This window comes from Chelatococcus reniformis (assembly GCF_014640075.1).
In the GTDB taxonomy this organism is placed as follows: Bacteria; Pseudomonadota; Alphaproteobacteria; order Rhizobiales; family Beijerinckiaceae; genus Camelimonas; species Camelimonas reniformis.
In genome coordinates this window covers 132609-155605 of the sequence record NZ_BMGG01000008.1, presented here as the reverse complement: position 1 = coordinate 155605, position 22997 = coordinate 132609, and the positions used below count along the sequence as shown (strand labels likewise).

General features: G+C 68.8%; 19 protein-coding genes. 6 read left to right on the top strand and 13 right to left on the bottom strand.

Annotation, left to right across the window (positions count from 1 at the left end):
* Positions 1-15 precede the first annotated feature (15 nt).
* From IEW34_RS21565 to IEW34_RS21550, 4 genes are all read right to left on the bottom strand, one after another.
* Positions 16-1434: a dicarboxylate/amino acid:cation symporter gene (locus IEW34_RS21565; RefSeq protein WP_188611294.1), complete on the bottom strand. Its 1419-nt coding sequence runs from the start codon at positions 1432-1434 to the stop codon at positions 16-18.
* 284 nt (positions 1435-1718) lie between these two features.
* Positions 1719-2264, bottom strand: coding sequence for a TetR/AcrR family transcriptional regulator (locus tag IEW34_RS21560; protein WP_188611293.1), 546 nt, complete (start codon positions 2262-2264; stop codon positions 1719-1721).
* Positions 2265-2358: 94 nt separating this feature from the next.
* Complete coding sequence (locus tag IEW34_RS21555) at positions 2359-3723, bottom strand: amidase (protein ID WP_188611292.1); 1365 nt, start codon at positions 3721-3723, stop codon at positions 2359-2361.
* A 47-nt stretch (positions 3724-3770) separates the two neighbouring features.
* Entirely contained in the window at positions 3771-4682 is a 912-nt protein-coding gene (locus IEW34_RS21550; protein ID WP_188611291.1) for a LysR family transcriptional regulator, read from the bottom strand.
* A 336-nt stretch (positions 4683-5018) separates the two neighbouring features.
* Here IEW34_RS21550 and pxpA point away from each other — a divergent pair, with 336 nt between their 5' ends.
* The 5 genes from pxpA to IEW34_RS21525 are packed head-to-tail and all read left to right on the top strand — an operon-like array spanning position 5019 to position 9307.
* Positions 5019-5756 carry a 5-oxoprolinase subunit PxpA gene (pxpA, locus tag IEW34_RS21545; RefSeq protein ID WP_188611290.1) on the top strand — a complete coding sequence of 246 codons (738 nt, stop codon included), beginning with the start codon at positions 5019-5021 and terminating at the stop codon, positions 5754-5756.
* A 25-nt stretch (positions 5757-5781) separates the two neighbouring features.
* Positions 5782-6024: an acetyl-CoA carboxylase gene (locus IEW34_RS21540; RefSeq protein ID WP_188611289.1), complete on the top strand. Its 243-nt coding sequence runs from the start codon at positions 5782-5784 to the stop codon at positions 6022-6024.
* A 28-nt stretch (positions 6025-6052) separates the two neighbouring features.
* On the top strand, positions 6053-7411 hold the full coding sequence (locus tag IEW34_RS21535; RefSeq protein ID WP_188611288.1) for an acetyl-CoA carboxylase biotin carboxylase subunit: 1359 nt from the start codon (positions 6053-6055) through the stop codon (positions 7409-7411).
* Positions 7412-7470: 59 nt separating this feature from the next.
* Positions 7471-8346 (top strand): 5-oxoprolinase subunit B family protein, encoded by an 876-nt coding sequence (locus IEW34_RS21530; RefSeq protein WP_188611287.1) that lies wholly within the window; start codon positions 7471-7473, stop codon positions 8344-8346.
* On the top strand, positions 8336-9307 hold the full coding sequence (locus tag IEW34_RS21525) for a 5-oxoprolinase subunit C family protein (protein WP_188611286.1): 972 nt from the start codon (positions 8336-8338) through the stop codon (positions 9305-9307). The genes IEW34_RS21530 and IEW34_RS21525 overlap by 11 nt, the downstream gene beginning before the upstream one ends.
* Positions 9308-9361: 54 nt before the next feature.
* Here the strand turns inward: IEW34_RS21525 and IEW34_RS21520 are convergent, their stop codons facing one another.
* From IEW34_RS21520 to IEW34_RS21505, 4 genes are all read right to left on the bottom strand, one after another.
* Complete coding sequence (locus IEW34_RS21520) at positions 9362-9772, bottom strand: hypothetical protein (RefSeq protein ID WP_188611285.1); 411 nt, start codon at positions 9770-9772, stop codon at positions 9362-9364.
* A gap of 99 nt (positions 9773-9871) precedes the next feature.
* Entirely contained in the window at positions 9872-10255 is a 384-nt protein-coding gene (locus IEW34_RS21515) for a PRC-barrel domain-containing protein (RefSeq protein WP_188611284.1), read from the bottom strand.
* A 150-nt stretch (positions 10256-10405) separates the two neighbouring features.
* A complete protein-coding gene (locus tag IEW34_RS21510) occupies positions 10406-11578 on the bottom strand; it encodes a winged helix-turn-helix domain-containing protein (protein WP_188611283.1) in 1173 nt (390 codons plus the stop codon).
* Positions 11579-11783: 205 nt separating this feature from the next.
* On the bottom strand, positions 11784-14264 hold the full coding sequence (locus tag IEW34_RS21505; RefSeq protein ID WP_210324555.1) for an esterase-like activity of phytase family protein: 2481 nt from the start codon (positions 14262-14264) through the stop codon (positions 11784-11786).
* Between the two features lie 238 nt (positions 14265-14502).
* Here IEW34_RS21505 and IEW34_RS21500 point away from each other — a divergent pair, with 238 nt between their 5' ends.
* Positions 14503-15558, top strand: coding sequence for a DMT family transporter (locus tag IEW34_RS21500; protein ID WP_244642126.1), 1056 nt, complete (start codon positions 14503-14505; stop codon positions 15556-15558).
* Between the two features lie 195 nt (positions 15559-15753).
* Here the strand turns inward: IEW34_RS21500 and IEW34_RS21495 are convergent, their stop codons facing one another.
* The 5 genes from IEW34_RS21495 to IEW34_RS21475 all read right to left on the bottom strand — a co-directional run bounded on the left by IEW34_RS21495 (position 15754) and on the right by IEW34_RS21475 (position 22974).
* Positions 15754-16500 (bottom strand): SDR family NAD(P)-dependent oxidoreductase, encoded by a 747-nt coding sequence (locus tag IEW34_RS21495; RefSeq protein WP_188611281.1) that lies wholly within the window; start codon positions 16498-16500, stop codon positions 15754-15756.
* A 14-nt stretch (positions 16501-16514) separates the two neighbouring features.
* Positions 16515-18308, bottom strand: coding sequence for a hydantoinase B/oxoprolinase family protein (locus tag IEW34_RS21490; protein WP_188611280.1), 1794 nt, complete (start codon positions 18306-18308; stop codon positions 16515-16517).
* A 21-nt stretch (positions 18309-18329) separates the two neighbouring features.
* Positions 18330-20435 carry a hydantoinase/oxoprolinase family protein gene (locus tag IEW34_RS21485; RefSeq protein WP_188611279.1) on the bottom strand — a complete coding sequence of 702 codons (2106 nt, stop codon included), beginning with the start codon at positions 20433-20435 and terminating at the stop codon, positions 18330-18332.
* A 121-nt stretch (positions 20436-20556) separates the two neighbouring features.
* On the bottom strand, positions 20557-21780 hold the full coding sequence (locus IEW34_RS21480) for an ABC transporter substrate-binding protein (protein WP_188611511.1): 1224 nt from the start codon (positions 21778-21780) through the stop codon (positions 20557-20559).
* A 93-nt stretch (positions 21781-21873) separates the two neighbouring features.
* A complete protein-coding gene (locus tag IEW34_RS21475; protein WP_188611278.1) occupies positions 21874-22974 on the bottom strand; it encodes an ABC transporter ATP-binding protein in 1101 nt (366 codons plus the stop codon).
* Positions 22975-22997: the final 23 nt, after the last annotated feature.

Below are 22997 nucleotides of genomic sequence, written 5' to 3'. Positions count from 1 at the left end.
CCCAGGGCGCCGCCCTCAGTTCGCCGGGCGGGGCGTCGCCGCTGGCGGATCGTCGATGGCGACCTCCGCGCCCTTGCGCGCGATCTCCGCCTCGACGCGATCGGACAGCTCGAAGGGGTGCGCCATGGCTTCCTGCAGGGCGGCCTTGTCGAGTTCCCCCTCCCACCGGCTGATGACGATGGTGGCGACGCCGTTGCCGATGAGGTTGGTCAAGGCGCGGCACTCGCTCATGAACTTGTCGATGCCGATGAGCACGGCGAGGGCCGCGATCGGGATGTCGGGGATGATGGAGAGGGTCGCCGCAAGCGTGATGAAACCCGCGCCGGTGACGCCGGAGGCGCCCTTGGAGGTGAGCATGGCGATGCCGAGGATCGACAGCTCCTGCCATATGGTCAGCGGCGTGTTGGTCGCCTGGGCGAGGAACAGCGTCGCCAGCGTCATGTAGATGTTGGTGCCGTCGAGGTTGAAGCTGTAGCCGGTCGGCACCACCAGCCCGACCACCGACTTGGAGGCGCCCAGCCGCTCCATCTTGCGCATGATGTGCGGCAGCACCGTCTCCGACGAGGAGGTGCCGAGCACGATCAGGAGTTCATCTTTGATGTAGGCGAGGAAGCGCAGGATCGAGAAGCCGGCCAGCCGCGCGATGGTGCCGAGCACGACGAGCACGAAAAGGGCGCTGGTGAGGTAGAAGGTGGCGATCAGCTGGCCGAGGTTGACCAGTGAGCCCAGGCCGTATTTGCCGATGGTGAAGGCCATGGCGCCGAAGGCGCCGATCGGCGCGAGCTTCACGATCATGCCGATGATGCGGAAGAACAGCTTACCGGCCACGTCGACCACGTGCTCGACCTTGCGGCCGGCCTCGCCCATGTTGGCGGCGGCGACGCCGGTGAGGATAGCGATCAGCAAGACCTGGAGCAGGTCGCCTTTGACCAGCGCGTCGAGGAAGCTCGAGGGGATGATCGCCATCAGGTGGCCGACGAAGCTGTCGGAGGCGGCCTGCCTGACGAAGCCCTGGACGGCTCCCGCATCGATGCTGCTGGCGTCGATGTTGAAGCCGGCGCCCGGCTGCACCGTCCGCCCGACGAGGAGGCCGATGACGAGCGCGATGGTCGACACCGTCTCAAAATAGACCAGCGCCTTGATGCCGACGCGGCCGACCTTGCGCAGGTCGCTGACCGAGGCGATGCCGTGCACGACCGTGCAGAAGATCACTGGCGCGATCATCATCTTGATCAGCGCGATGAAGCCGTCTCCGAGCGGCTTCAGGGCCTCGCCCGTATGCGGGAACAGGTGGCCGACGAGGACGCCGAGGGCGATCGCGATCAGCACCTGGATGTAGAGCACCTTGTACCAGGGTTGGGCGGTGCGCTGCGGTTCGACGCCCGCTCTGGCCTGGGGCGCGGCGCCCGAAACTACCCTGTCGTTGCTTGCCATGTTCGCCTCAGAGCTTCGGCGGGATTGTCGCTTGCAGCGGTCGGTCCATGGAGCCGAGCGCCACACGCTGCCGTGCGCCTGTCGGCCGAGGTCCGGCCCCATCCGCTCTCGCGAACCGAACGCCGGGCGCCGCAACCGATAGGTGGCGCAGGTTTAACACGCGGAAAACGAGGCCACATCGCACGCTCGTGCAGCCTTTCCATGTGCGTCGCGGTCATCTCGGCGTGCCCGCACCGCCGGTTCGAGATCGCGCTGCCGGCTGCCGGAGCAGCCTCACGGCGGGTTCACGCGCCGAGCCAGGCGCGGGTTTCCGCGAGTAGCTCGTCGGCGAGTGCCTCGTCGTCGGCGAGGCGCGCCAGCAGAACGGCGCCGACCATCGCCGCCCAGCTGCCGATGGCGGCGCGGCGGCGCGCTTCCGCGGTCTTGCCCGGCGCCGTGCGGCTCAGGGCTTCGACCTTGCGCCGGATGGCGTCCGTCAGGGTGTGGCGCACGTCCGGCGAGGCGCGTACCGCTTCGCTGCCCAGGCCGACGAACAGGCAGCCGCCACCCACATCGTCGCGGTGCCGCGGGCTGAGGTAGGCGGCGGCGTAGTCCTTCAGCGCGGGGGGCGCCTCGCTGCCGCTGCCCGCGCCGAGCACGTGGCCACAGGTCTGCGCGATCAACTCCTCCTTGGAGCGGAAGTGACCATAGAAGGCACCGTGGGTGAGCTCGGCTGCCTTCATGATCTCGGCGACCGTAACGCCGTCGAAGCCGCGCTCGCGAAACAGGCGAGCGGCGGCATCCAGGATGCGCTGGCGGTTCTCGGCCACCTGCTCGCGGCTGACTTTCATGGTTCGTCCTCCTGCTCCACCCATGCATACATGATGATGATCATGAATGCATCAAGGTCGCGGCGGCCCCGGGGGGCTGGCGCGCCGCGGGCCGTCAGCCGCCGCCGACCGGCGGGCAGGTGAAGCGCCCGACCGCGGCCTCGACGGTCGCGCCGATCGCCAGGGCCCGCGGCTCGTGCAGCGCTGGCACGTTGATCTGGAAGCCGATCGGCAGGCCCTGGCGCGACAGCCCGGCCGGCACCGACAGGGCGGCGAGGTCGAAGAAATTGGCGAAGCGGGTGAAGACGCCCGGGCTCGCATCCTCGTCGTGCGCCGCGACGGTGGGGGCGGGGGTGGCGGCCGTCGGCGTGACCAGCGCGTCGATGCGGTCGAACACCGCGGCCAGCTTGGCCTTGCCGCGCTGCCGCTCGTCGAGGGCGGCGAGGTAGGCGGGCGCGGAGATCGCCTTGCCGGACAGCAGCCGCTCGCGCACCGGAGGCCCCAGGCGGTTGGGCTCGGCTTCGGCGAGATGGCCGTAATAGCGGTAGCCCTCGGCTGCGATCAGCAGCCCGCAGGGGCCGACATAACCCGCCACGGGCTGCTCGAGCTCGACCGCGACGATCTCAGCGCCGGCATTGGCCAGCAGGCCGAGCACGCGGTCGAAGGCGGCGGCGACGTCCGGGTCAAGCGGGGCGCCGAGGTCGGCGACGCCGATCCGCACGCCGGTCAGCGGCGGCACGATCCCGCGCGCCAGCTCGGCCAGCGGAGCGCCGCGCAGGTGCCCGGTCTCGGCCATCACCGTCAGCGCCAGCGCCGCATCGGCGACCGTCCGTGTCAGCGGTCCGACGGTATCGAGGACGACGGACAGCGGCAGCACGCCGGCCCGGTCGACCAGGCCGATGGAGGTCTTGAGGCCGACGACGCCGCAGAACGCCGCCGGCAGGCGCACCGAGCCGCCGGTGTCGGTTCCCAGCGCCAGCGGCACCAGGCCTGCGGCAACGGCAACGCCGGAGCCGTTGGAGGAGCCGCCGGGCACGCGCCTGTCTCCGAGATCCCACGGATTGACCGGGGTGCCCAGCGTCTCGTTTGTGCCCCAGCCGCCAAAGGCGTATTCCACCGTCGCCGTCTTGCCGACCACGACGGCGCCGGCCGCCTCCAGGCGCCGCACGACCACCGCCGAGGCGGCGGCGACGGCAACATCGCTGCGGGTCAGCGAGCCGCCGCCGGTCACGAGGCCTGCCACGTCGATGATATCCTTGACGCCGACCGGAACGCCGAACAGCGGGCCGCGCGGACTGCCTGCCCGCGTCAGCGCGTCGAGCCGGCCGGCGTCGATCAGCGCGCGCTCGCGGGCGATCTGGACGAAGGCACCGAGGTGCGGATTGGCGGCGTCGATGCGGGCGAGCGCCTCCGCGGTCACGGCTTCGGCGGTGGTCTCGCCGCGCGTCAGCAACTGAGCGAGCGTCGACGGATTGTCCATGGGCTTCACCGGGGTTTCAGAGGAGGGGCAGGGTGATCGCGTGCGGCTCAGGGCGGCCCGACGCCGCCATGGGCGAGGCTCAGGAAATCGTGGAAGGCGCTGGTGGCGGCGCTCGGCTCGCCGTCGCGGCGCCAGGCGAGGCCCACGTCCATGGTCGGGATGTCGTCGTCGAGGAGGCGCGTCTCGATGCGCTGGCCTTCCAGGGACCAGGGCCGGAACACCATGTCGGAGAGAATGGTCAGGCCCATGCCGGCGGCCACCATGCTGCGCACGGCCTCCACCGACATGGTGCGGAAGACGATGTTGGGGCGGTAGGGGGTCTTGTCCCAGTAGAGGCGGGCCGTGTGCATGGCTTCGTCGACGGTCAGCATGACGTAGGGGAATTGGGCGACGTCGCCGAGACCGATGCGCTCGGCCCTGAGTAGCGGGTGCTCGGCCGGCAGCCACAGGCGCCGCTGCGAGCGCAGCAGCGGCTCGGCCTGCAAACGGTCGCGGGCGGCCAGGTTGGAGACGAGCATGACGGCGATGTCGAGCGCACCGTCGAGCAGCGCCTGCTCGATGACGTCGCGCGGTGCCTCATAGAGTTGCACCGTCACGTTCGGGAAGCTGCGCGCGAAACGGGCGTGGTGGCGCGGCAGGAAATAGCCCGCGACGGTGTAGGTCACGCCGACCCGCACGCCGCCCGCGGCCGCGGCGTGGAACGAGCGCGGCACCCGCAGCGCCTCCTCCACCGCCGCGATGATGTCGCGGGCGTGGGACAGGAAGCGGCTGCCCTCGGGCGTCACGCGCACGCCGGTGGGGTAACGCTCGAGCAGGCGCACGCCGAGGGTCTGCTCCAGCTGCTGGACGGCAGAGGTGACCGCCGACTGCGAAACGTTGAGCTCGATCGCGCCCTGCGAGATCTGCCCGCTCTCGGCCGCGGCAATGAAGTAGCGCATTTGCTTCAGCGAGACGGACATGGGGGCCTCGGTGGATCGCCTCCACTGTTCATATCGAAAAACCAGATGGAACGGCTACCGCGGAGTTGTGGCGCGCGCCGCGGCGTGGACCACAGGCGCAACTGCAAGCCAAATTCAAATACCACGCATGAATCGCGCCATGCCTCGCTCGAACCAGGAGAAACCGCCTGCCCCGGTCGTGCTGGCACTCTCGCGGCCTTTGCTAGCCTCAGTTTCCCTCTTTGTATCTGGTTTTCAAATGCACCGTAATGCTTTTTTGACTTTTACAAGTTTCGAGGCCCGGCGTTACCAATCGGAAAAGCCGATGGGGGCGAGCGCGACAGCCGGGAAATCCTGATGGTCCTCCTCAACTGCGACATGGGCGAAGCTTTCGGCATCTGGCGGCTCGGCAACGACGAGGCCCTGATGCCGGCGATCCACATCGCCAACGTGGCCTGCGGCTTCCACGCCTCCGACTTCAACCACATGCGCGCCACGGTGCGCCTCGCCAAGCGCCACGGCGTCGCCGTCGGCGCCCATCCCTCCCTGCCGGACCTGCAGGGCTTCGGTCGGCGCGAGATGAAGATCGGCCGCGAGGAGCTCGCCAACTGCCTGATCTACCAGATCGGCGCGCTCAAGGGCTTCCTCGACGCCGAGGGCATGGTGCTCAACCACATCAAGCCCCATGGCTCGCTCTACGGCATGGCCTCCCGCATGCCTGACATCGCCGCGGCGGTCTGCGATGCCGCCGACGTGTTCAAGGTGCCGCTGCTCGGCATGATCAATACGGAGCACCAGCGCGTCTACACGGCGCGCGGCCACCGCTTCATGGCCGAGTTCTACGCCGACCTCGACTACGCCGGGGACGGCTCGCTGATCATCACGCGCGAGCACCCGCCCGTGGATGCGGAGGCGGCGGCGGCCAAGTGCCTGCGCGCCGTGCGCGAGGGGTTGGTCCAGACGCTCGCCGGCAACGACGTCGCCGTCGGGGCCGAGACGATCTGCATCCACTCCGACACGCCGGGCGCCGACACCTTGGCCCGGGTCCTGCAGGAGCGGCTGGCGCAGGCGGGCGTGCTCGCCGCCGCCCAATGACGCTCACACCGAACGAGACCGCCCGATGGCCCTGAAGACGATCCAAGCACCGATCCCCGGCACCTTCTACCGCAAGCCCTCGCCTGACCAGCCGGTGTTCAAGGAGCCAGGCGACATCATCGCCGCCGGCGACACGGTGGGCCTGATCGAGGTGATGAAGTCGTTCATGCCGGTGGTGGCCGAAGAAGGCGGCAAGCTCGCCGCCTTCCACATCGAGAACGAGGATCCCGTGATGGCGGGCGACCCGCTCTACGACCTCGAGGCGTGATCGCCCCAAGCTGACATCGCAGGCTGATATGGCGATCAAGGCGCTCTTCATCGCGAACCGCGGGGAAATCGCGGTCCGCATCATTCGCGCGGCGCGCGAACTCGGCATCCGCACCGTCCAGGCGGTGAGCGCCGCCGACCGCGACATGCTGGCGGCCCGGCTCGCCGACGCCGTCGTCGAAGTGGGCCCCGCCCATGCCAGCAAATCCTATCTCGACAAGACCGTGATGGTTCAGGCCGCGGTGGCGAGCGGCGCCGATGCCGTTCATCCCGGCTACGGCTTCCTCTCCGAGAACGCCGATTTCGCCGCCATGGTGGAGGAGGCGGGCCTGATCTTCGTCGGGCCACGGCCGCAGACCATCCGTGCCATGGGCGACAAGGCGACCGCCCGCGCCATGGCCGCCAAGGCCGGCGTGCCCACGGTGCCGGGCAGCGAAGGGCGGGTCGAGACGCCGGACGAGGCGCGGCGCATCGCCCGCGACATCGGCTATCCCGTGATGATCAAGGCCTCCGCCGGCGGCGGCGGGCGCGGCATCCGCGTCGCCGCCACGGAGGCGGAGCTCGACGCCCTCATCCCCCAGGCAAGTTCCGAGGCGAAGGCGGCCTTCGGCGACGGTGGCCTCTACCTGGAGCGCTTCATCGGCCGCGCCCGGCACATCGAGGTGCAGGTTCTCGGCGATGGCGACGACGTCATCCACGCCTACGAGCGCGAATGCTCGCTGCAAAGGCGGCGCCAGAAGGTGTGGGAAGAGGCGCCGGCCGCCTGTCTCGCGCCTGCCGTGCGCGAGGCGCTGTGCGCGTCGGCGGTGCGGCTTGCCCGCTCCGTCGGCTACCGCGGCGCCGGCACGCTCGAATATCTCTACGACCCCGAAACCGGCGAGTTCTTCTTCATCGAGATGAATACGCGCATCCAGGTCGAGCACCCGGTGACCGAGATGGTCACCGGCATCGACCTGGTGCGGGCCATGCTGGAGATCGCCGGCGGGGCGAAGCTCGCCATCGCCCAGTCCGATGTGGTCCTCAACGGCCACGCGGTCGAGGTGCGCATCAACGCCGAGAATCCGGCCAAGGGCTTCATGCCGTCGCCGGGCGTGGCCACGGCGCTCGCCGTGCCGGAGGGGGCGGGCATCCGCTTCGATACCATGCTGTATGAGGGCTATGCCGTGCCGCCCTTCTACGACAGCCTGCTCGGCAAGCTGATCGTCTGGGGCGAGAGCCGCGCGGCAGCCATCGTCCGCCTGGCCGCGGCCCTGGAGGAGTTGCATGTCGAGGGGCTGGTCACCACGGCGCCCCTGCACCGGGCGCTGGCGCGCGATGCGGCGGTGCTCGCTGGCGATGTTCATACGCGCTGGCTGGAAGGCTGGCTGGAGCGCGGCGGATTGAGTTGAGCGATCGATGGCTCGACGTGGCCGTCGGTCGCCCAGTGAGTCATTCCATCGGAGGGGCCATGACGACGAGATACGCGTTCGGAGGCGACGAGCATATCTTCGTCGAGGTCGCCGAGGAGATGTCGCTAGATGCCTTCTTCAAGGGCCTGTCGATCACCCAGGCGGTGCGCGACAGCGACATCCGAGGCGTCACCGAGATCTGTCCGGCCAACGCCTCGTTCCAGATCAAGTTCGACCCGGACGTCATCGCCGCGGACGACCTGCTCACCGAACTGAAGCGCATCGAGGCGGCCACGGGGAGCGGCCACTCGACCTTGGCGACACGCATCGTCGAGATCCCGGTGTTCTACGGCGACCCGTGGACGCACGAGACCCTGATGCGCTTTCGCGAGCGCCACCAGGAGCCGGACGGTACCGACCTCGACTACGCCGCCCGCGTCAACGGCTACGCCGGCGTCGATGCCTTCGTCGCAGCTCACGCCGGCTCGCCCTGGTTCGTCTCCATGGTCGGCTTCGTTGCCGGCTTGCCGTTCATGTATCAGATGGTCGAACGCGCCAAGCAGATCGAAGTGCCGAAGTATCTGCGCCCGCGCACCGACACGCCGAGGCTGACGGTCGGTCACGGTGGCTGCTTCGGCTGTATCTATTCGGTGCGCGGCGCCGGCGGCTATCAGATGTTCGGCATCACGCCCATGCCGATCTACGATCCAAAGCAGGAGATCGGATATCTCCGCGAGTTCATGATCTTCTTCCGGCCGGGCGACATCGTGAAGTTCAAGCCCGTCGATCGGGCCGGCTACGATGCGGCCGTCGAAGAGGTGGACAAGGGCACGTTCGCACCGTTGATCCGCAACGTCGACTTCTCGCTCGCCGCGTTCCACGCCGATCCCACCGCCACCAACGCCAAGCTGCTGGGGGTTCTCCATGGCGCTTGAGATCCTCAAACCCGGCCTCTCCACCACGGTGCAGGACCTGGGTCGTCCCGGCTACTACCACCTCGGCATTCCGCTCTCCGGCGCCATGGACCGCGAGGCGCTGATCGCCGCGAACGCGCTGGTGGCCAACGACGATGGCGACGCCGCTCTGGAGGCCGTGTTCATGGGGCCGGAGATTCGCTTCACCGCGGATGCGGTCGTCGCCGTTACCGGCGCCGAGCTGCCGCCAAAGGTCGACGGCGTCGAGCAGCCGACGTGGCAGGCGTTCCTGATCAAGGCGGGGCAGGTGCTGAGCTTCGGCTTCCTCAAGGCCGGCGCCCGCGCCTATATCGCCGTGGCTGGGGGTATCGATGTGCCGATGGTGCTCGGCTCGCGCTCGACCTATCCGCTCGGCGCGCTGGGCGGCCACGAGGGCCGGGCGCTCAAGGCCGGCGACGTGCTCCCCCTCGGTCCGGCCAGGCGCAAGCCGAAGCCCGGCGCACTCGTTCCCCCGGGGCTGCGCCGCCCCGGCGGCCGCGACGTGGAACTGCGCATGCTCCCCGGTCTCTACTGGCACCGCATCACCGAGGCGGCCGGCCGGCATTTCTTCGACGACGTCTGGAAGGTGGCGCCGGAGGCCGACCGCATCGGCTATCGCTTCCGCGGCGGCCGGCCACTCGACTTCCTGCCGCGCGAGCAGCCCTTCGGGGCCGGCTCGGACCCATCCAACATCGTCGACAGCTGCTACCCCTATGGCTCGGTCCAGGTGCCCGGCGGCACCGAGCCGATCGTGCTGCACCGGGATGCGGTGTCGGGCGGCGGCTATTTCATGATCGGGACGGTGGTCTCGGCGGATCTGGACCTCATCGGCCAGCTGCAGCCGCATCAGCAGGCGCGCTTTCGCGCGGTCGAGATGGCCGAGGCCCTGGCTGCGCGCCGGGAGCGGGCGGCGGCGCTGGCGAAACTCAAGGCTGCGGTGTGATGAGCTGACCTGTGCCGGCGCCCTTCGGGGGCGCCGGCACAGGCTGAGTCGCGCTCACTGTTCGGTAAAGAACGTGAATACGACCGCGTTGTCGCTGCCCAGCAGACAGACGAAGCGCACCGGCTTGTCGGTCGTGTCGCGCCGCAGATAGGCCTCTCCCATGACCACGCCCTTGATCGAAGTGTCGCCCACCTGGGACTCCGCCTTGGAGACGGCGAGCGTGTCCGGCGCGACGGTGATCTGGTCCAGGCTGGGCGACCGCTTCTTCAGCGTGGCCTGACCGGCGAGCCGGCACGCCTCGACCTCGGGCGGAACCTGCGCGCGGACTGGCGCGGTCGCGAGGCAGCCGAACGACGCTGCCGCCGCGATGACCCACGCGTGCCGCTGGCACTTGACGAGACATCGGTGTCCGCCGCCCGGCCCCCTGTCAACCGGCGCATGACCGGATTGGGAAATGGCATCCAATCCGGTGATAGCGCTCCGGCTATCGATGGCCCATCGCCGCGCCCGTGTTCGGGCTTCAGCCCGATCACAAGGCCCGCTCGTGCGCGCCACCGGGGCTGCTCAGATGACAGGCCGGTAGTAGTCGTCCACGCGTCCGCGCCAGCCCAGATCCGTCGACCCCCAATCGGAATCGCTGGCATAATCGCTTGGGATGGTTGGCGCGGCCTTCAGGCGATCGATCGTCTCGTCGAGCTGGTAGCCGCCGAGCTGCGTGTCGTAGCGAAGCCGCTCCCACGGCACCGGATGATAGTCCGCGCCCATGCCAAGGAATCCACCGATCGAAGCGATCGCGTAGGCCACGCGGCCGGAGCGCTTGTCGAGCATGACGTCGTAGATCGACCCCATACTCTCGCCTTGGCTGTTGTAGAGGTCGGTGCCCTCGACTTTGCTGGCAGCGATGAGGCTGCGCGTCTCGTCGGTCGCGACGTGTTGATGCTCGACCATGTCGGCTCTCCTGGGATCGGTACGCCAGGCGGTGCTGCCCGGCCAATCACGACTTCAACCAGGGCCGAATACCGTTGTTCCCTGTGTTCGCCGCCCGACATAGCGGTCCGCAATCCCGGGTGCGCCTCCCGGGCCGCGCCGGCTGCCTTGTCAGGGCGAGGCCGTCACGGCCAGCTGGAACTGCTCGAAGCGGTGAAGCGCCGCCTCGATCGCCACCTTCAGCTCGGGGCGCTCCTCGGTCATCCAGGTCCATCGCTGAACCAGCAGCTTGCGGGCCGCGCGGTCGGTCTTGAGATCGATTGCGGCCACGATCTCATCGCCCACCAGCACGGGTAGGGCGAAATACCCGAGAATGCGCCTGGCGGGCGGCACGTAGGCCTCGAAGCGATGCTCGTAGTCGAAGAATTGGCTCAGGCGCTTGCGCTGGATCGCCAGCGGATCGAAGGGCGAAAGGATGTGGACGAGTGTGCCGGACGGCGCCGCGGGCATGGAATCCAAGGCCGCCGGCTCGGCCCAATACGACACCTTGTCGTGGCCCTCGACCTTCACCGGCACGAGCCGCCTGCGCCGCACGGCCGCGGCGATCGTGGCCGACACCGCATTCTTCGCGGACAGATTGCCGAAGCAGATGGAATCGAGGCTGACGATGCCTTGTGCGCGCAGGGCGCGGGCTGCCAGGTAGCCGGCAAATTGATCGTCCGTGGCGGCCTTCGGCCGGCGGCGCCAGCCGAAATGGCGGTTGGTGAGCTCGTAGCTCTTCAGCATGCCATCGCGCTTGGCGATGGTCAGATCGCCGACAAAGAAGGCGAGGCCGAGCACGCGCTTCGACGGCTTGCGGCTGGCCCACGGGTGGGTCTTCTCGACAAGCACCTCATCCTCGATATCGCGGATCGAGAGCGCCCCCTCCCGGCGGATTCGCTTCAGCAACGCCCCGTAGTCGTCCGCATTGACCGGGGCGAACCAACTGCGCGGCGTCTCGCGGAAGCGATCCATGGCTGCCACGAAGAAGCGATAGTCGGCCGTCGGGATGTAGGCGAGCGCATGCGTCCAATACTCGAACACCGATTTCTCTGCCGATTGCGCCTGCTCCAGGTCGCCTCGGGCATAGGTCGGAATGCGGGTGTAGAGGATGTGGTGGTGGCTGCGCTCGATCACGTTGATCGTATCGATCTGCACGTAGCCGAGATGCGCGACGGCGCGCGCGGTGGCCTGCGGCCCATCGCCGAAGGGAGCCGGATCGTCGAGCCGCTGGGCCCGAAGCCAGAGCGCACGGGCTTGCGCCGATGTGAGTGAAACGGGCCTCTGCGGCAAAGATCGCCCCATGATTCGGCAGGCTGAACCCGTTTTGACGGGTTGGGGCGCCGCCGTCGAGGCCGTTGGGGCTTGTGGGGCATCCAGCCGGTCGGCAGCATGGGTCTCTGGCCCGTCGCCATGTCCGCACGATCGCGGGGCGCGCGCGAAGCTTGCGATTGGGGCAGAGCCCGATTGTGAAGCACCGGCGGTCTGTCTGTTTGTCTGTCCGGCCGTCTCAGAAGCCGATGCGCAGGCCGGCGGTCACGGCGTGGGCGACATTGCCGCCCGTCGTCGCGATGTTGGCGTCGTAGCCGACACGCCAGCCGACGTTCGGCGCGATGTCGCCCTGCAGGCCGAGCCCCACCGACACCGAGCTCGTATCAAATGCCGGGATGGCCACCGCCTGCGTCGCCATCGGGCTCAGCACGCCGGCGAGCCGGACCGAGGCGAGCTTCGTGTCGCCGTCCACGAGGTAGTTGTAGGCCACGCGCAGCGACGGGATCAGCCCATGGAACGTCGTCGCGAGCTCGCCGCCAAAGCGCACCGTGGTCGCGTTCACCCTCTGGTTGGGATAGACAACGTTGCCGCCGGCCGCGCCGACTTCCGTGAAGCCCCGGATGTTCGCGGCGGCATAGGTCAGGCCGAGGAACGGCGTGAGCCGCAGGGCGCCCATCTTCAGCTTGAAGCCGGCCTCCGCGTCGATGGCGTAGGCATCCACACGGGTCCGGCCGACGCCGACCAGGTCGTAGGCGCCCAGGCGCCGGATGTCCGAGAAGCTCACGTTCGGTGCGGCGCTGGCCGAGGCATAGATGTAGAAGGGGTCGCCGAAGTAGCCGGCGTAGAGCGAAGGCGCGATCGACGCCGAGATATCGTATTGGCCGCGCGCGCCGTCGCCGAGCTGGCCGCCCTGGACCGTCGCGGCGACGCCGGCGCGGAACTCGTTCCAGCCGTAGTCGAAGCCCACGGTGCCGCCGAAGAGTGTCCGGTCCGCGCCCATAGACTCCGGCTGGATCAGGCCGGCGCCGAATTCGGCGCGGCCGCCGACCCATGCCGACAGGCCCTGGCTGGCCCAGGCCGCGCTCTCCGCCCGACGGATCGCCCGCAGTTGGTCTCCGACGGCCGCCGCCGCCCCCTGACCGAGGCCGAGAGCGCCGGCGCTGACCCGACCCAGGATGAGCGGAGCGGTCTCACGCATCGATTTGAGGAACAGCGGGTCGACCGCCGTCGGCAGGGTAAGCTTGTATACTAGGACCATGTTGTCGTTGTTCTGGCCCGAATTGTAGGGCTGGCCCTGCATGGAGCCATCCGTCGTCGCGAAGTCGTTGTCGTTGGAGACGAACAGGAAGAAATCGTTCGGCCGGCTTTCGACGAGGGTCGGCACGAGCGCCATGCCTTCCCACTTCTCCGATATCGTCAGGTTGGACTGCGCGCCTTGCCCCGGCGCGCCGTTGTTGAGGCTGAGGCCAAAGCGCGCCAGCTGGGTCGAGTTGACCATGTTGACGAGCTCGACCGAGCGCGCGGGCGTGATCGTGGGACTGAGCTTGCCCCCCGTCGCGATCTGGCCCGAGGGCGAGGTTTCCGCGGCTGTGCCCGCGATGTTCGAGGCCTGGCTCACATCGACGAGATAGACCGACTTGGTCATGATCGGCGTGCCGGGGGCGACCCCCTGGCCGGTGCCGTCGCGCGCCAGCACGAGGAACTGCCGGTCGTTGAGCGCGACCATCTCGCTCTGCGCCGCCGTCCGGTTGGCCGCGCTGCCGTTGCCGGACAGCGTGAAGGTCGGCAGCTGCAGGACGTAGGACTCGACCGGGGCGGTGGGCGTGGCGGTCTTGGAGACGTCATAAACGAGGATGCGCGTATTGAGGCGGGTCTGCTGCTGGGCGTCGGTCAGGTCCTGCATGGCCCCGCTTTGCAGGATGGTGATCAGCTTGTTGCCATCGGGGCTGAGAGCGATCGCCTCGAGGCCCTGGTTGTTGCGGCGCCCGGTCGTGGGAGCGTTGATGGAGTTGAAGTTCACGGTGCCGTTGGTGCGCGGGATCAGCGCCTCGGGGACGGGGATGGAGCCCTTCAGATTGCCGTTGGCATCGAAATAAAAGATCGAGGGCCCGTACTCGTCGCTGACATAGAAGGACCGGTCGGTCTTGAACGCGACCGCCTCCGCATCGACCGCGATCCGCCCGCCTCCGAGGCTTCCGGGTGCCGGGCTCGGCGCCGGGCGGCCGTAGAGGAGCGTGGTCCCGCCGCCCGGGTCGGCGCCGGTGAAGGGCCGGCCCTGGTTGTCCAGAAGCACCACGCCGCCGTTTGCCGTGAGCTGAACCTGGCTCTGCGAACTGGTCGCAGCGGGAAGATTGGCCCCTGCGTAAGGGGAGAACGCCATCTGGAACTTGAACAGCCGCGCCGCATAATCCGAATAGATGGGCGGATTGGCGGCCGGGTCGTTGCGGCCGCGATCGGGCAGGGCGAGCAGCGTCGCCGTGTAGGCGCCGCCGGGCGTCATCCGCCACGAATAGGGGTCGACGGCAAGGCCCGAGAAAGAGCCGAGCGTATCGCCCAGAAAATCGCGCGCCGTGGCCGGAAACCGGCCGGCGCCGACCAGGCCCTGGTTCGTAAAGGTGATGCCGCCGACGCTGATAGACGCGGGCAGATCAGTGATCGCGACATGCGGCGTCGTATAGGTCTGCGCCCGCGCGGCGCCGCAGATGGCAAGCGACGACACGGATGCGAAGAGAAGTGCACGGCAAAACATCATCAGCCCCGAGTCAGGAAGATGGCGGACTGTTCGGCCCTGTCGGTAACAGCTCCATGACAGGAGCGGCCGCCGTTCAACTTGCGGCGGTCTCGTCACATTCCGGCCACAGTTACGTCTGCCGGGGCCAGGCGGCTCCCCTTGCAGCGATCCCGCATGCTGCCGCCACATCGGGAGCATCCGCTCACACGCTGCGCCGCGGGCGGCGATGAACTATCTGTGCGATCAGGATGGTGCGAACCGAGCGTCGCGAGCTCGCGCCTCGCCCGCTGCGGGCGACCTGCCACAGGTGATGACGGACATGAACCGGGACGTGACGCGCGCCCACCTGGGAATGCTGCTCTGGGCGTTGATCGTGGGTCTGTCTTTCCCGCTCGTGGGCCTGGTGAGCGAAGGGCTGCCGCCGCTCCTCCTGACGGCGCTCCGTTTTGCCATCGCCGCGATGGCGCTGCTGCCCCTGGTGTGGCGCGCGCCCGATCGATGGCCCGGCGGGCCGGGGCTCGCGCTCTACGCGATCATGGGTGCGTGTCAGGCGGCGTTCTTCGGAGCGATGTTCTGGGCCGCTCATCGCACCACGGCGCTGTCGATGGCCGTGCTCTATGTCAGCGTGCCGCTGCTCGCCTATTGCCTGGGCCTGGGCTTGCGGGTGGAGCCTCCGGGTGGGCGCCTGCTAGTCATCCTGACGCTCGGCGCGGCCGGAGCCCTGGGCCTGGCCTGGGCGGAGACCGGCGGCCGGCTCGACGGATTGCAGTTCGGCGTCGGCGAGGCCGTGTACTTCGCGGGGTGCCTCGCGTCTGCGCTCTATCCCGTGCTGAGCAAGTGGGGACTGGCGCGGCGGTGGCTTTCCGAGCATGCCGCGCTGCGCACCTTCTGGAGCCTCGTCATCGGTGCGCTCCTCGTCAGTGTCTTGGGCCTGATAGAGGAAACCCCGCGCGCACTCGCTGGAGCGACGGTGTCCGACCTGCTGCTGCTCGCCCATCTCGGCGTCGTTTCCAGCGGCGTGAGCTTCTGGCTGATGCAGCGCGCGACCGCCGCGCTGACGCCCGCCACGGTGACCGCCTACACGTACCTGACGCCGTTCATCGCGATGCTGCTGCTGTTCGCGGCCGAGCCGGCGCGCATATCCTGGCATTGGCTGCCCGGTGCGTTGCTCGTGATGGTGGCGGTCGCCCTGCTGCTGCGCCGGGATGCGGGCGGCGCCGCAACGCGTCAGCCCGCGGCGCGGCGCACATCCGCTCGCTCCTCGCCCTGGAGCGCATCTTGATCGGGTGGAACCACTCGATGAGGGCGAAGCGCTCCAGCGTCACGGGCGGGAGTATTTTATCTGCATCTGGATGAATTCAGCCAAGGCCATATATATTTGAGGTAATTTCCGCGTTCTTCGCGTCTCCGAAAGCCTCTATCTGTTGATTTGTCGTGTTTTATTCATGCAAACCGACGTCCACTTCGCTCGAAAACCCTAGATCATGTAGTCGCCGCCGTTCGGGTTGAGGCTGGCGCCGACGAAGTAGGAGCCCTCGTCGCAGGCGAGCAGCAGCGCCACCGGAGCGATCTCCCCCACCTCGCCGAAGCGGCCGATGGGCAGCTCCGCCTTCTTGGCCGCGAGCCAGTCGGCCGGCAGCGCGTCCAGCAGCGGCGTCCGAATCGGCCCGGGGTTGATGGTGTTGGCGGTGATGCCGTCGCGGGCCACCTCGTAGGCCAGCGCCCGGGTGAAGCCCATGATCGCCGCCTTGGCGGCGCAGTAGTGGGCCATGCCGGCGCTGCCCTTGTGGGCGAGCTGGGACGAGATGTTGATGATCCGGCCCCAGCGGCCCGCCTTCATCGCCGGCAGCACCTCGCGCGTGCACAGGAAGGTGCCGCGCATGTGCACCGCCATCATGCGGTCGAACATCTCGGTCGCCATGCCATCGACCGGCGAGGTGGTGTCCATGCCGGCGTTGTTGACGAGGATGTCCACGGGGCCGAGCGCTTCGATCAGCGCCGCGAAGGCGGCCCTGACCGCCCCCTCGTCGGCGACGTCGGCGCCGGCCGCCGCCGTCGTGGCGCCCCCCGCGGCGATTTCGGCCGCCGCCGCCCGGGCCCGCTCGAGGGTCAGGTCGATGATGCCCACCGCAGCCCCTTCGGCGGCGAACAGCAGGGCGATCGCTTTGCCGATGCCGCTGGCGCCGCCGGTGATGACGGCGACTCGGCCGCTGAGCTTGCCCATGGTGCGCCCCCGTCTCAGCGCTCTGCGCTCAACGCGGCGCGGCGCGCGACCGTCGCGGCGCCGTTGACCGTGAAGCCGTAGCCGTCGTCGACCGCGTCGAAGACGACGCCGTAGACGTCATGGGCATGCTCCACCGTGATGAAGTCGTCGAGCAGGTCGTCCAGCACCTTGCCCGGGTCGCGCTCCAGCGGGTCGCCGTAGCCGCCGCCGCCCGGCGAGATGTAGGTGGCGACGTCGCCCGCCTCGACGCGCAGGCCGGAGAACTTGGCGGGGTGGTGGTGGACATCCGCCGGCGCGCCGGCGTTGTGGATGGTGAGCGCCCCGACCGAGCCGGGGCCGCCGCCGAAGATGCCCCACGGCACGTCCTCGTGGCGATCCGACTCGTGGGTCATGAAGCCCGGCGTCAGGAAGCGTTGGGACTTCACCACGCCGCAGCCGCCCCGGAACTTGCCGGCGCCGGGCATGACGTCGTCGCGCACCTCGTAGCGGTCGCAGATCAGCGGCAGGTGCATGCCGAGATCCTCGAGCGGGTTGTTGCGGGTGTTGCGCATCAGTTCCTCGACCGTGTCCGGGCCGTCGGAGCGCGGCCGGCCGCCCATGGCCGCCTCGTTCACCTCCAGGAACACCCAATAGTCGCCGGACGGGCGCACGCCGGAATAGGCGGCGAAGGAGAGCGTGGCGCTGTTGCCCGCCGTCACCTTGTCCGGCAGCACCGGTGCCAGCGCCTTGATCACCAGATCGGCCACACGCTGAATCTGGCAGAAGCGGGCCTCCGCCGCCGCGGGCATGATCGGGTTGAAGATGGTGCCTTCCGGCGCCGTCACCTTCACCGGCCGGAACGAGCCCTCGTTCTGCGGGATGTGCTCGTGGTTGGTGTAGGTGTCGAGCAGCAGGGCCCGGAAGATGAAGTAGCAGGCAACCTTGGTGGAGCCCTCGAAGGGCACGTTGAAGGCGGTCGGCACCTGCGGCGAGGAGCCGGTCAGGTCGACCTCGACGCCGTCGCCGGCGACGCGCACGGTCACCTTGACCGGCAGAGTCTTGCCGCGATTGCGGCCATCGTCATCCAGGAAGCCTTCGGCCGTGTACTCGCCGTCGGGGATCTTGGCGATCTCCCGCCGCAGCATCGCTTCGGAATAGTCCATCAGCTGGTCGCAGGCGGTGAGCACGGTGGACTTGCCATAGCTGGCGAGCAGTTCGCCGAAGCGGCGCACGCCGAGTTCGGCCGAGGCGATCTGCGCCTCCAGGTCGCCCATCACCAGGTCGGGCACCCGCGTGTTGTCGCGGATGTACTTCCACAGCGCCTCGTTGCGCTTGCCCTCCTCGTACAGCTTGACGCCGTTGAGCAGCATGCCTTCGGCGAAGACGTCGGGCACGTCGATGATGAGGCCCGGCGTCGCCGAGCCGATGTCCACGTGGTGGGCGGTGTTGGCGGCGAAGCCGACGAGGTCGCCGTCGAAGAACACCGGCATGACGATGGCGATGTCGGGCGAGTGGCTCGCGCCGAAATAGGGGTGGTTGTGGATGGCGCAGTCGCCCGGCTTCCAGGCGTCGAACGGGATCGATTTCTCGATCCCGCGGAGATAGCCGGGCAGCGAGCCGATGTGCATCGGCGTCGAATCCGACTCGCACAAGGTGTTGAAGCGCGTGTCGAACAGGCCGGCGCCGAGGTCCTGGCTCTCGCGGATGATCGACGAATAGGACATGCGGTAGAGCACGCTGCCCATCTGCTCGGCGATCGAGTGCAGGGCGCCGGAGATGACCTGGAGCGTGATGGGGTCGACGGTCTTGCTGTCGGACGGCGTGGTCATGGAGCTCTCCTGCCGAACGGTTCAGAGCGCGCCCGGCGAAGCCGGCGCCCGGGTGATGCGGATATCGCCGTGGCCGAGCACGACGGCCTTGCGGCCGGGCGGCACCAGCACGGTGGAATTGTGCTGCGCGATCAGCGCCGGGCCTACGATGACATCGTCGGCGAGCAGCTTGGCGCGCTGGTAGCGCGGCGTGTCGACGGCGTGGCCGTCGTCGAAGATCGTTTCGCGCTCATACATCAGCGCCGCGTCCGGGTTGGTGCGACCGCCCCGCGGCAGGTCCGGCAGCTTGAGTGTCTCGACCGTGGCGGTGGCGACGACGCGCAAGGTCACCACCTCGATCGACTGGTCTTCGAAGGCGTGGCCGTAGACCTGTTTGTGAACGGCGAAGAAGCTCTTGGCGACAGCCCGCCAGTTGGCCGCGGTCAGCGGCTCGTCGGGCATGGCGGCACGCAGCTCGAAACCCTGGCCGACATAGCGGCATTCGGCGATGCGGGCGAAATGGCGTTTGTCGGCGACGATGCCGTCGCGGTCGAACTGCGCCGCGGCCTCTGCCATCAGCGCCTCGAGTTGGGCGTTCACCGCCGCGAACTCGGCCTCGCCGAGCTTGTCGAGGGCCAGCAGCACCGAGCGGGTGTATTCATATTTGAGTTCGGTCACGAGCAGGCCCATGGCCGCCGTGATGCCGGGGTGCAGGGGCGCCACGACATCCTTGGCGGAGATGAGGTCGGCGAGCGCGTTGGCATGCAGGGGACCGGCGCCGCCGAAGCCCATCAGCGTGAAATTGCGCGGGTCGATGCCCTTGGCGACGGAGTTGGCGTTGATGGCCAGCGCCATGTTGTTGTTGATGATCTTGAGGATGCCGAGCGCCGCCTCGACGACCGGAAGGCCGAGCTTGTCGGCGATGTGGGTCTTGATCGCCCGCTCGGCCAGCGCGCGGTCGAGCTTCAGGTCGCCGCCGAGGAACTGCTCGGGGTCGAGCCGGCCGAGCACGACCTGCGCGTCGGTGACCGTCGGTTCCGTGCCGCCGTTGCCGTAGCAGGCGGGGCCGGGCACCGCGCCGGCCGAACGCGGGCCGACGCGGAAGGCGCCGCCCGGATCGAGGTAGGCGATCGAGCCGCCGCCAGCGCCGATGGCGTCGATGTCGATCATCGGCACCAGCACCGGCAGATGCGCCACTTCGGTGTCGCGCGGGTTCTTGATGCGCAACTCGCCGCCCTGGATGACGCTGATGTCGGCCGAGGTGCCGCCGATATCGATGGTGATGACGTTGCCGGTGTCGCTGGCCTGACCGGTCCAGCGGCCGCCGATGACGCCTCCGGCCGGCCCCGACAGCAGGAGCCCGACGGGCAGCTTGCTCGACTTCTCCACCGTCGAGATGCCGCCGTTCGACTGCATGATGCGCACGTCGGCGCTGATGCCGCTCTGGCGCAGGCGCGCCTCGAGCCGATTGAGGTAGAGCGCCGTCTTAGGGCCGATGTAGGCGTTCATGGCGCAGGTCGAGAAGCGCTCGTACTCGCGCATGACGTTCACCACCTCGGAGGAGGTGCAGATGTAGGCGTCGGGCATCGCCGCGGCGAGAATCTCCCTGGCCGTCTGCTCGTGCTCGTCGTTGAGGAAGGAGAACAGGAAGGCGACGATGACGGCGTCGAGCTTGCGCTTGGCCAACAGCTCGGCCGCCGCCTTCACCTCGTCGAGGGCGAGCGGCACCTCTATGGCGCCCGTCGGCGGCATCAGCCGCTCGGTGATCGGCAGGCGGTTTCGGCGCTTGACCAGGGGCTTCGACTGCCAGGGCACGTCGAACTGCAGCGAGAAATTGTGCGGCCGCTTGTGGCGGGCCATGTGCAGGATGTCGCGGAAGCCGCGGGTGGTCAGCATGCCGACCTCCGCGCCGTTGCGCTCGATGACCATGTTGGTCGCGACCGTGGTGCCGTGGAAGACCGCGTCGACCTGGCTCGGCGCGACGCCCGCCAGGCCGCAGATCTCGACGATGCCGCGCACGACGCCTTCGGACTGGTCGGCCGGCGTGCTCGGCACCTTGTGGACGACGACCTGCTGGCCGCTGCTGTCGGTGCGCTCGAGGACGATGTCCGTGAACGTGCCGCCGACGTCGACTCCCACCCGCAACATGAGCTCGCTCCCTAGGTTCGGATTTACGTGGGCCGGCGGTCCCTGGAGGGGCCGGCGGCGCGGCCGCCGACCCCTGCGGGCCGGCGCGTAAGGGGGTTGGAGGCCGCTGCGGCGCCCATGACTAGCGTCCCACCAGCTGGGTCCAGCGGCGGACGAGATAGTTGTGCTCGTCCATCGTGGTGTTCCATACGGCAATGGAGCTGGCGCGCTGCCAGTAGGAGCCGCCGCTGCGGCTGGCGCCGGCCTTGACCGTGACCGCGCCGTCCGGCCCGGGCAGGTCGACCGGGGTCGGCTCGCCGTCGTACCAATAGGCCCACTCGGCCGGCGTCAGATGGTCCTTCACCCGGCCCGGCACCGACATGTAGTAGCCGTGGCGCGAGACCACGGCACCGGCCCAGCCGTCGAGCCACCAGTTGAGGTAGGTGTAGGCGATATCCAGCGCCCGGCCGCTGAGCCGGTTGGACACGCACAGGCCGCCATGCCAGGCGCGGTAGCCCTCCTTGGGCACCGCCTCCGCCACGGCGACGCCCATGCGCCCCAGCGCCGTGATCCCCGGCGACCACATGCTCTGGATCACCGTGCCGCCGTTCGCCATGAGATCGGCGGCCTCGATGGTCGTGCGCCAGAACCCCTGGAAATGACCGGCTTTGCGGCGCTGGGCCAGCACGTGGATGAGCCGGTCGATCTCGGCGATCGACAGGTTGCCGATGTCGTCGAACCGGACCTCGCCGAGCGCTTGGGCGGCCAGCGCTGCGTCGAAAATGCCGATCGCCGGCTCATCGACGAGGGCGGCGCGGCCATGCCAGCGCACATCGAGCAGCGCGCCCCACGAGGCGATCTGGGCCGTGTCGCCGTTCACGATGTCGGGGCGGAAGGCGAAGCTGTCGAGGTTGTGCACCGTCGGCAGCATCGAGATCCAGCGGGAGGGCGTCGGCCCCAAGGCCTGGCCCGGCTGCACGAACAGCTTGGTGACCGGGGCGTCGCCGCGCCCGATCCGTGCGCTTGGATTGATCCGGCCGGTCTTGGAGAGGTCGGACACCTCGTCCCAGCGCGCGATCCGCTTGAGGTCGATCGGCTGGATGGCACGCCAGTACCAGACGATGTCGAGGTTGTGGAAGCACTGATCGTAGACGTCGTAGCTCTCCGGGCTGGTCGCCGCCCGATGCTGCGCCGTCAGAAACTCGTGCGTCTCGAAAACGATGTCGATGCCGAGGTCGGCCTCGGCCCGACGGCGGATCTCGTCGAGCAACGTGATCTCGGTGCCGAGCACGCGCAGCCTGGGCCGCCCGCTGGTCCGCACCGCCGGGGCCGACGGTCCGGCCTCTGCCGACGCCACCGGCCTCACCGTCGCGGCGGCACGCCCGTGCCCGCCGTCCGGCCACGGGTCTCCCACATCGCTCTCATCTGCTCCTCCCATCGCCGTTGTCGTTGGTCCGCATCATGCGGCCGGGATGACGGTGGCTTCGGCGGCCTTCCAGGTCAGCACGATGTCGCCGCCTGCCGGAAAGGCGTCGGGCGGGTATTTGTCCACGTGCCCCTCCAGCGCGACCGGCGTCCCGGTCGGCAGGGCGACGGCGATATGGGAGACGTGGCCGACCACGTCCGAGCGACGCACGGTGGCGCCGACCACGTTGACGCTGGACCGGGACACGGGGCCGGCGGGGCCGGCGGCCCGCGCCTCCATCGCCTCCGCCGGAATGACGATCTTCGCTGCCTGGCCGCCCACCAGCGGCCCGTTGGCGCGGCCACTGAGGCTGCCGAGCGCCGTCTCCAGCAGGACCTGGTCGCCGACCACGCCTTTGACCGTGCCGTCCAGGATGGTGTTGCGGCCGATGAAGCGCGCCACGAACGGCGTGTCGGGCCGCGTATACAGCTGGTGGGGCGGGCTGATCTGCTCGATGCGACCCTGGTTCATCACCACGATGCGGTCGGACAGCGACAACGCCTCCGACTGGGCGTGGGTGACGAAGACGAAGGTAATGCCGAGCGTCTTCTGCAGGATCTTGAGCTCGGCCTGGATCGTCTTGCGCAGGTTGGCGTCGAGCGCGCCGAGCGGCTCGTCGAGGAGCAGGATCTCGGGCTCGACGGCGAGCCCGCGCGCCAGCGCGATGCGCTGGCGCTGGCCGCCCGAGAGCTTGTCGGGGCGCTTGTCGGCGACGTCCTCCAGACTGAGCGTCGCCAAGAGATGATCGACCTTCGCGGCGCGCTGCTTGGCCGAAAGCCCCTTCACCTCCAGCCCGTAGCCGATATTGCGGCGCACCGTCATGTGCGGAAACAGCGCGTAGTTCTGGAAGATCATCGACGTCGGCCGCCGTTCGGGCGGCAGGTCGTTGATGGCCGAGCCACGCACGCGGATGGTGCCGGAACTGATCTGCTCGAAGCCGGCGATCATCCGCAGCGTCGTGGTCTTGCCGCAGCCCGAGGGGCCCAGGAACGCGATGAATTCGCCCTTGACCACTGCCAGGTCGAAGTCGACGACCGCCGGTGTGCCGTTGTCGTAGATCTTGCCGACCTTGATCAGCTCGAGATCGTAGAGCATGGGGTTCGCCCGAGTGACTGCGC

Excerpts from the sequence above, each read along its gene's own strand:
- IEW34_RS21565 (WP_188611294.1), bottom strand. The coding sequence starts at position 1,434 with ATGGCAAGCAACGACAGGGTAGTTTCGGGCGCCGCGCCCCAGGCCAGA.
- IEW34_RS21560 (WP_188611293.1), bottom strand. The coding sequence starts at position 2,264 with ATGAAAGTCAGCCGCGAGCAGGTGGCCGAGAACCGCCAGCGCATCCTG.
- IEW34_RS21555 (WP_188611292.1), bottom strand. The coding sequence starts at position 3,723 with ATGGACAATCCGTCGACGCTCGCTCAGTTGCTGACGCGCGGCGAGACC.
- IEW34_RS21550 (WP_188611291.1), bottom strand. The coding sequence starts at position 4,682 with ATGTCCGTCTCGCTGAAGCAAATGCGCTACTTCATTGCCGCGGCCGAG.
- pxpA (WP_188611290.1), top strand. The coding sequence starts at position 5,019 with ATGGTCCTCCTCAACTGCGACATGGGCGAAGCTTTCGGCATCTGGCGG.
- IEW34_RS21540 (WP_188611289.1), top strand. The coding sequence starts at position 5,782 with ATGGCCCTGAAGACGATCCAAGCACCGATCCCCGGCACCTTCTACCGC.
- IEW34_RS21535 (WP_188611288.1), top strand. The coding sequence starts at position 6,053 with ATGGCGATCAAGGCGCTCTTCATCGCGAACCGCGGGGAAATCGCGGTC.
- IEW34_RS21530 (WP_188611287.1), top strand. The coding sequence starts at position 7,471 with ATGACGACGAGATACGCGTTCGGAGGCGACGAGCATATCTTCGTCGAG.
- IEW34_RS21525 (WP_188611286.1), top strand. The coding sequence starts at position 8,336 with ATGGCGCTTGAGATCCTCAAACCCGGCCTCTCCACCACGGTGCAGGAC.
- IEW34_RS21515 (WP_188611284.1), bottom strand. The coding sequence starts at position 10,255 with ATGGTCGAGCATCAACACGTCGCGACCGACGAGACGCGCAGCCTCATC.
- IEW34_RS21510 (WP_188611283.1), bottom strand. The coding sequence starts at position 11,578 with ATGGGGCGATCTTTGCCGCAGAGGCCCGTTTCACTCACATCGGCGCAA.
- IEW34_RS21500 (WP_244642126.1), top strand. The coding sequence starts at position 14,503 with ATGAACTATCTGTGCGATCAGGATGGTGCGAACCGAGCGTCGCGAGCT.
- IEW34_RS21495 (WP_188611281.1), bottom strand. The coding sequence starts at position 16,500 with ATGGGCAAGCTCAGCGGCCGAGTCGCCGTCATCACCGGCGGCGCCAGC.
- IEW34_RS21490 (WP_188611280.1), bottom strand. The coding sequence starts at position 18,308 with ATGACCACGCCGTCCGACAGCAAGACCGTCGACCCCATCACGCTCCAG.
- IEW34_RS21485 (WP_188611279.1), bottom strand. The coding sequence starts at position 20,435 with ATGTTGCGGGTGGGAGTCGACGTCGGCGGCACGTTCACGGACATCGTC.
- IEW34_RS21475 (WP_188611278.1), bottom strand. The coding sequence starts at position 22,974 with ATGCTCTACGATCTCGAGCTGATCAAGGTCGGCAAGATCTACGACAAC.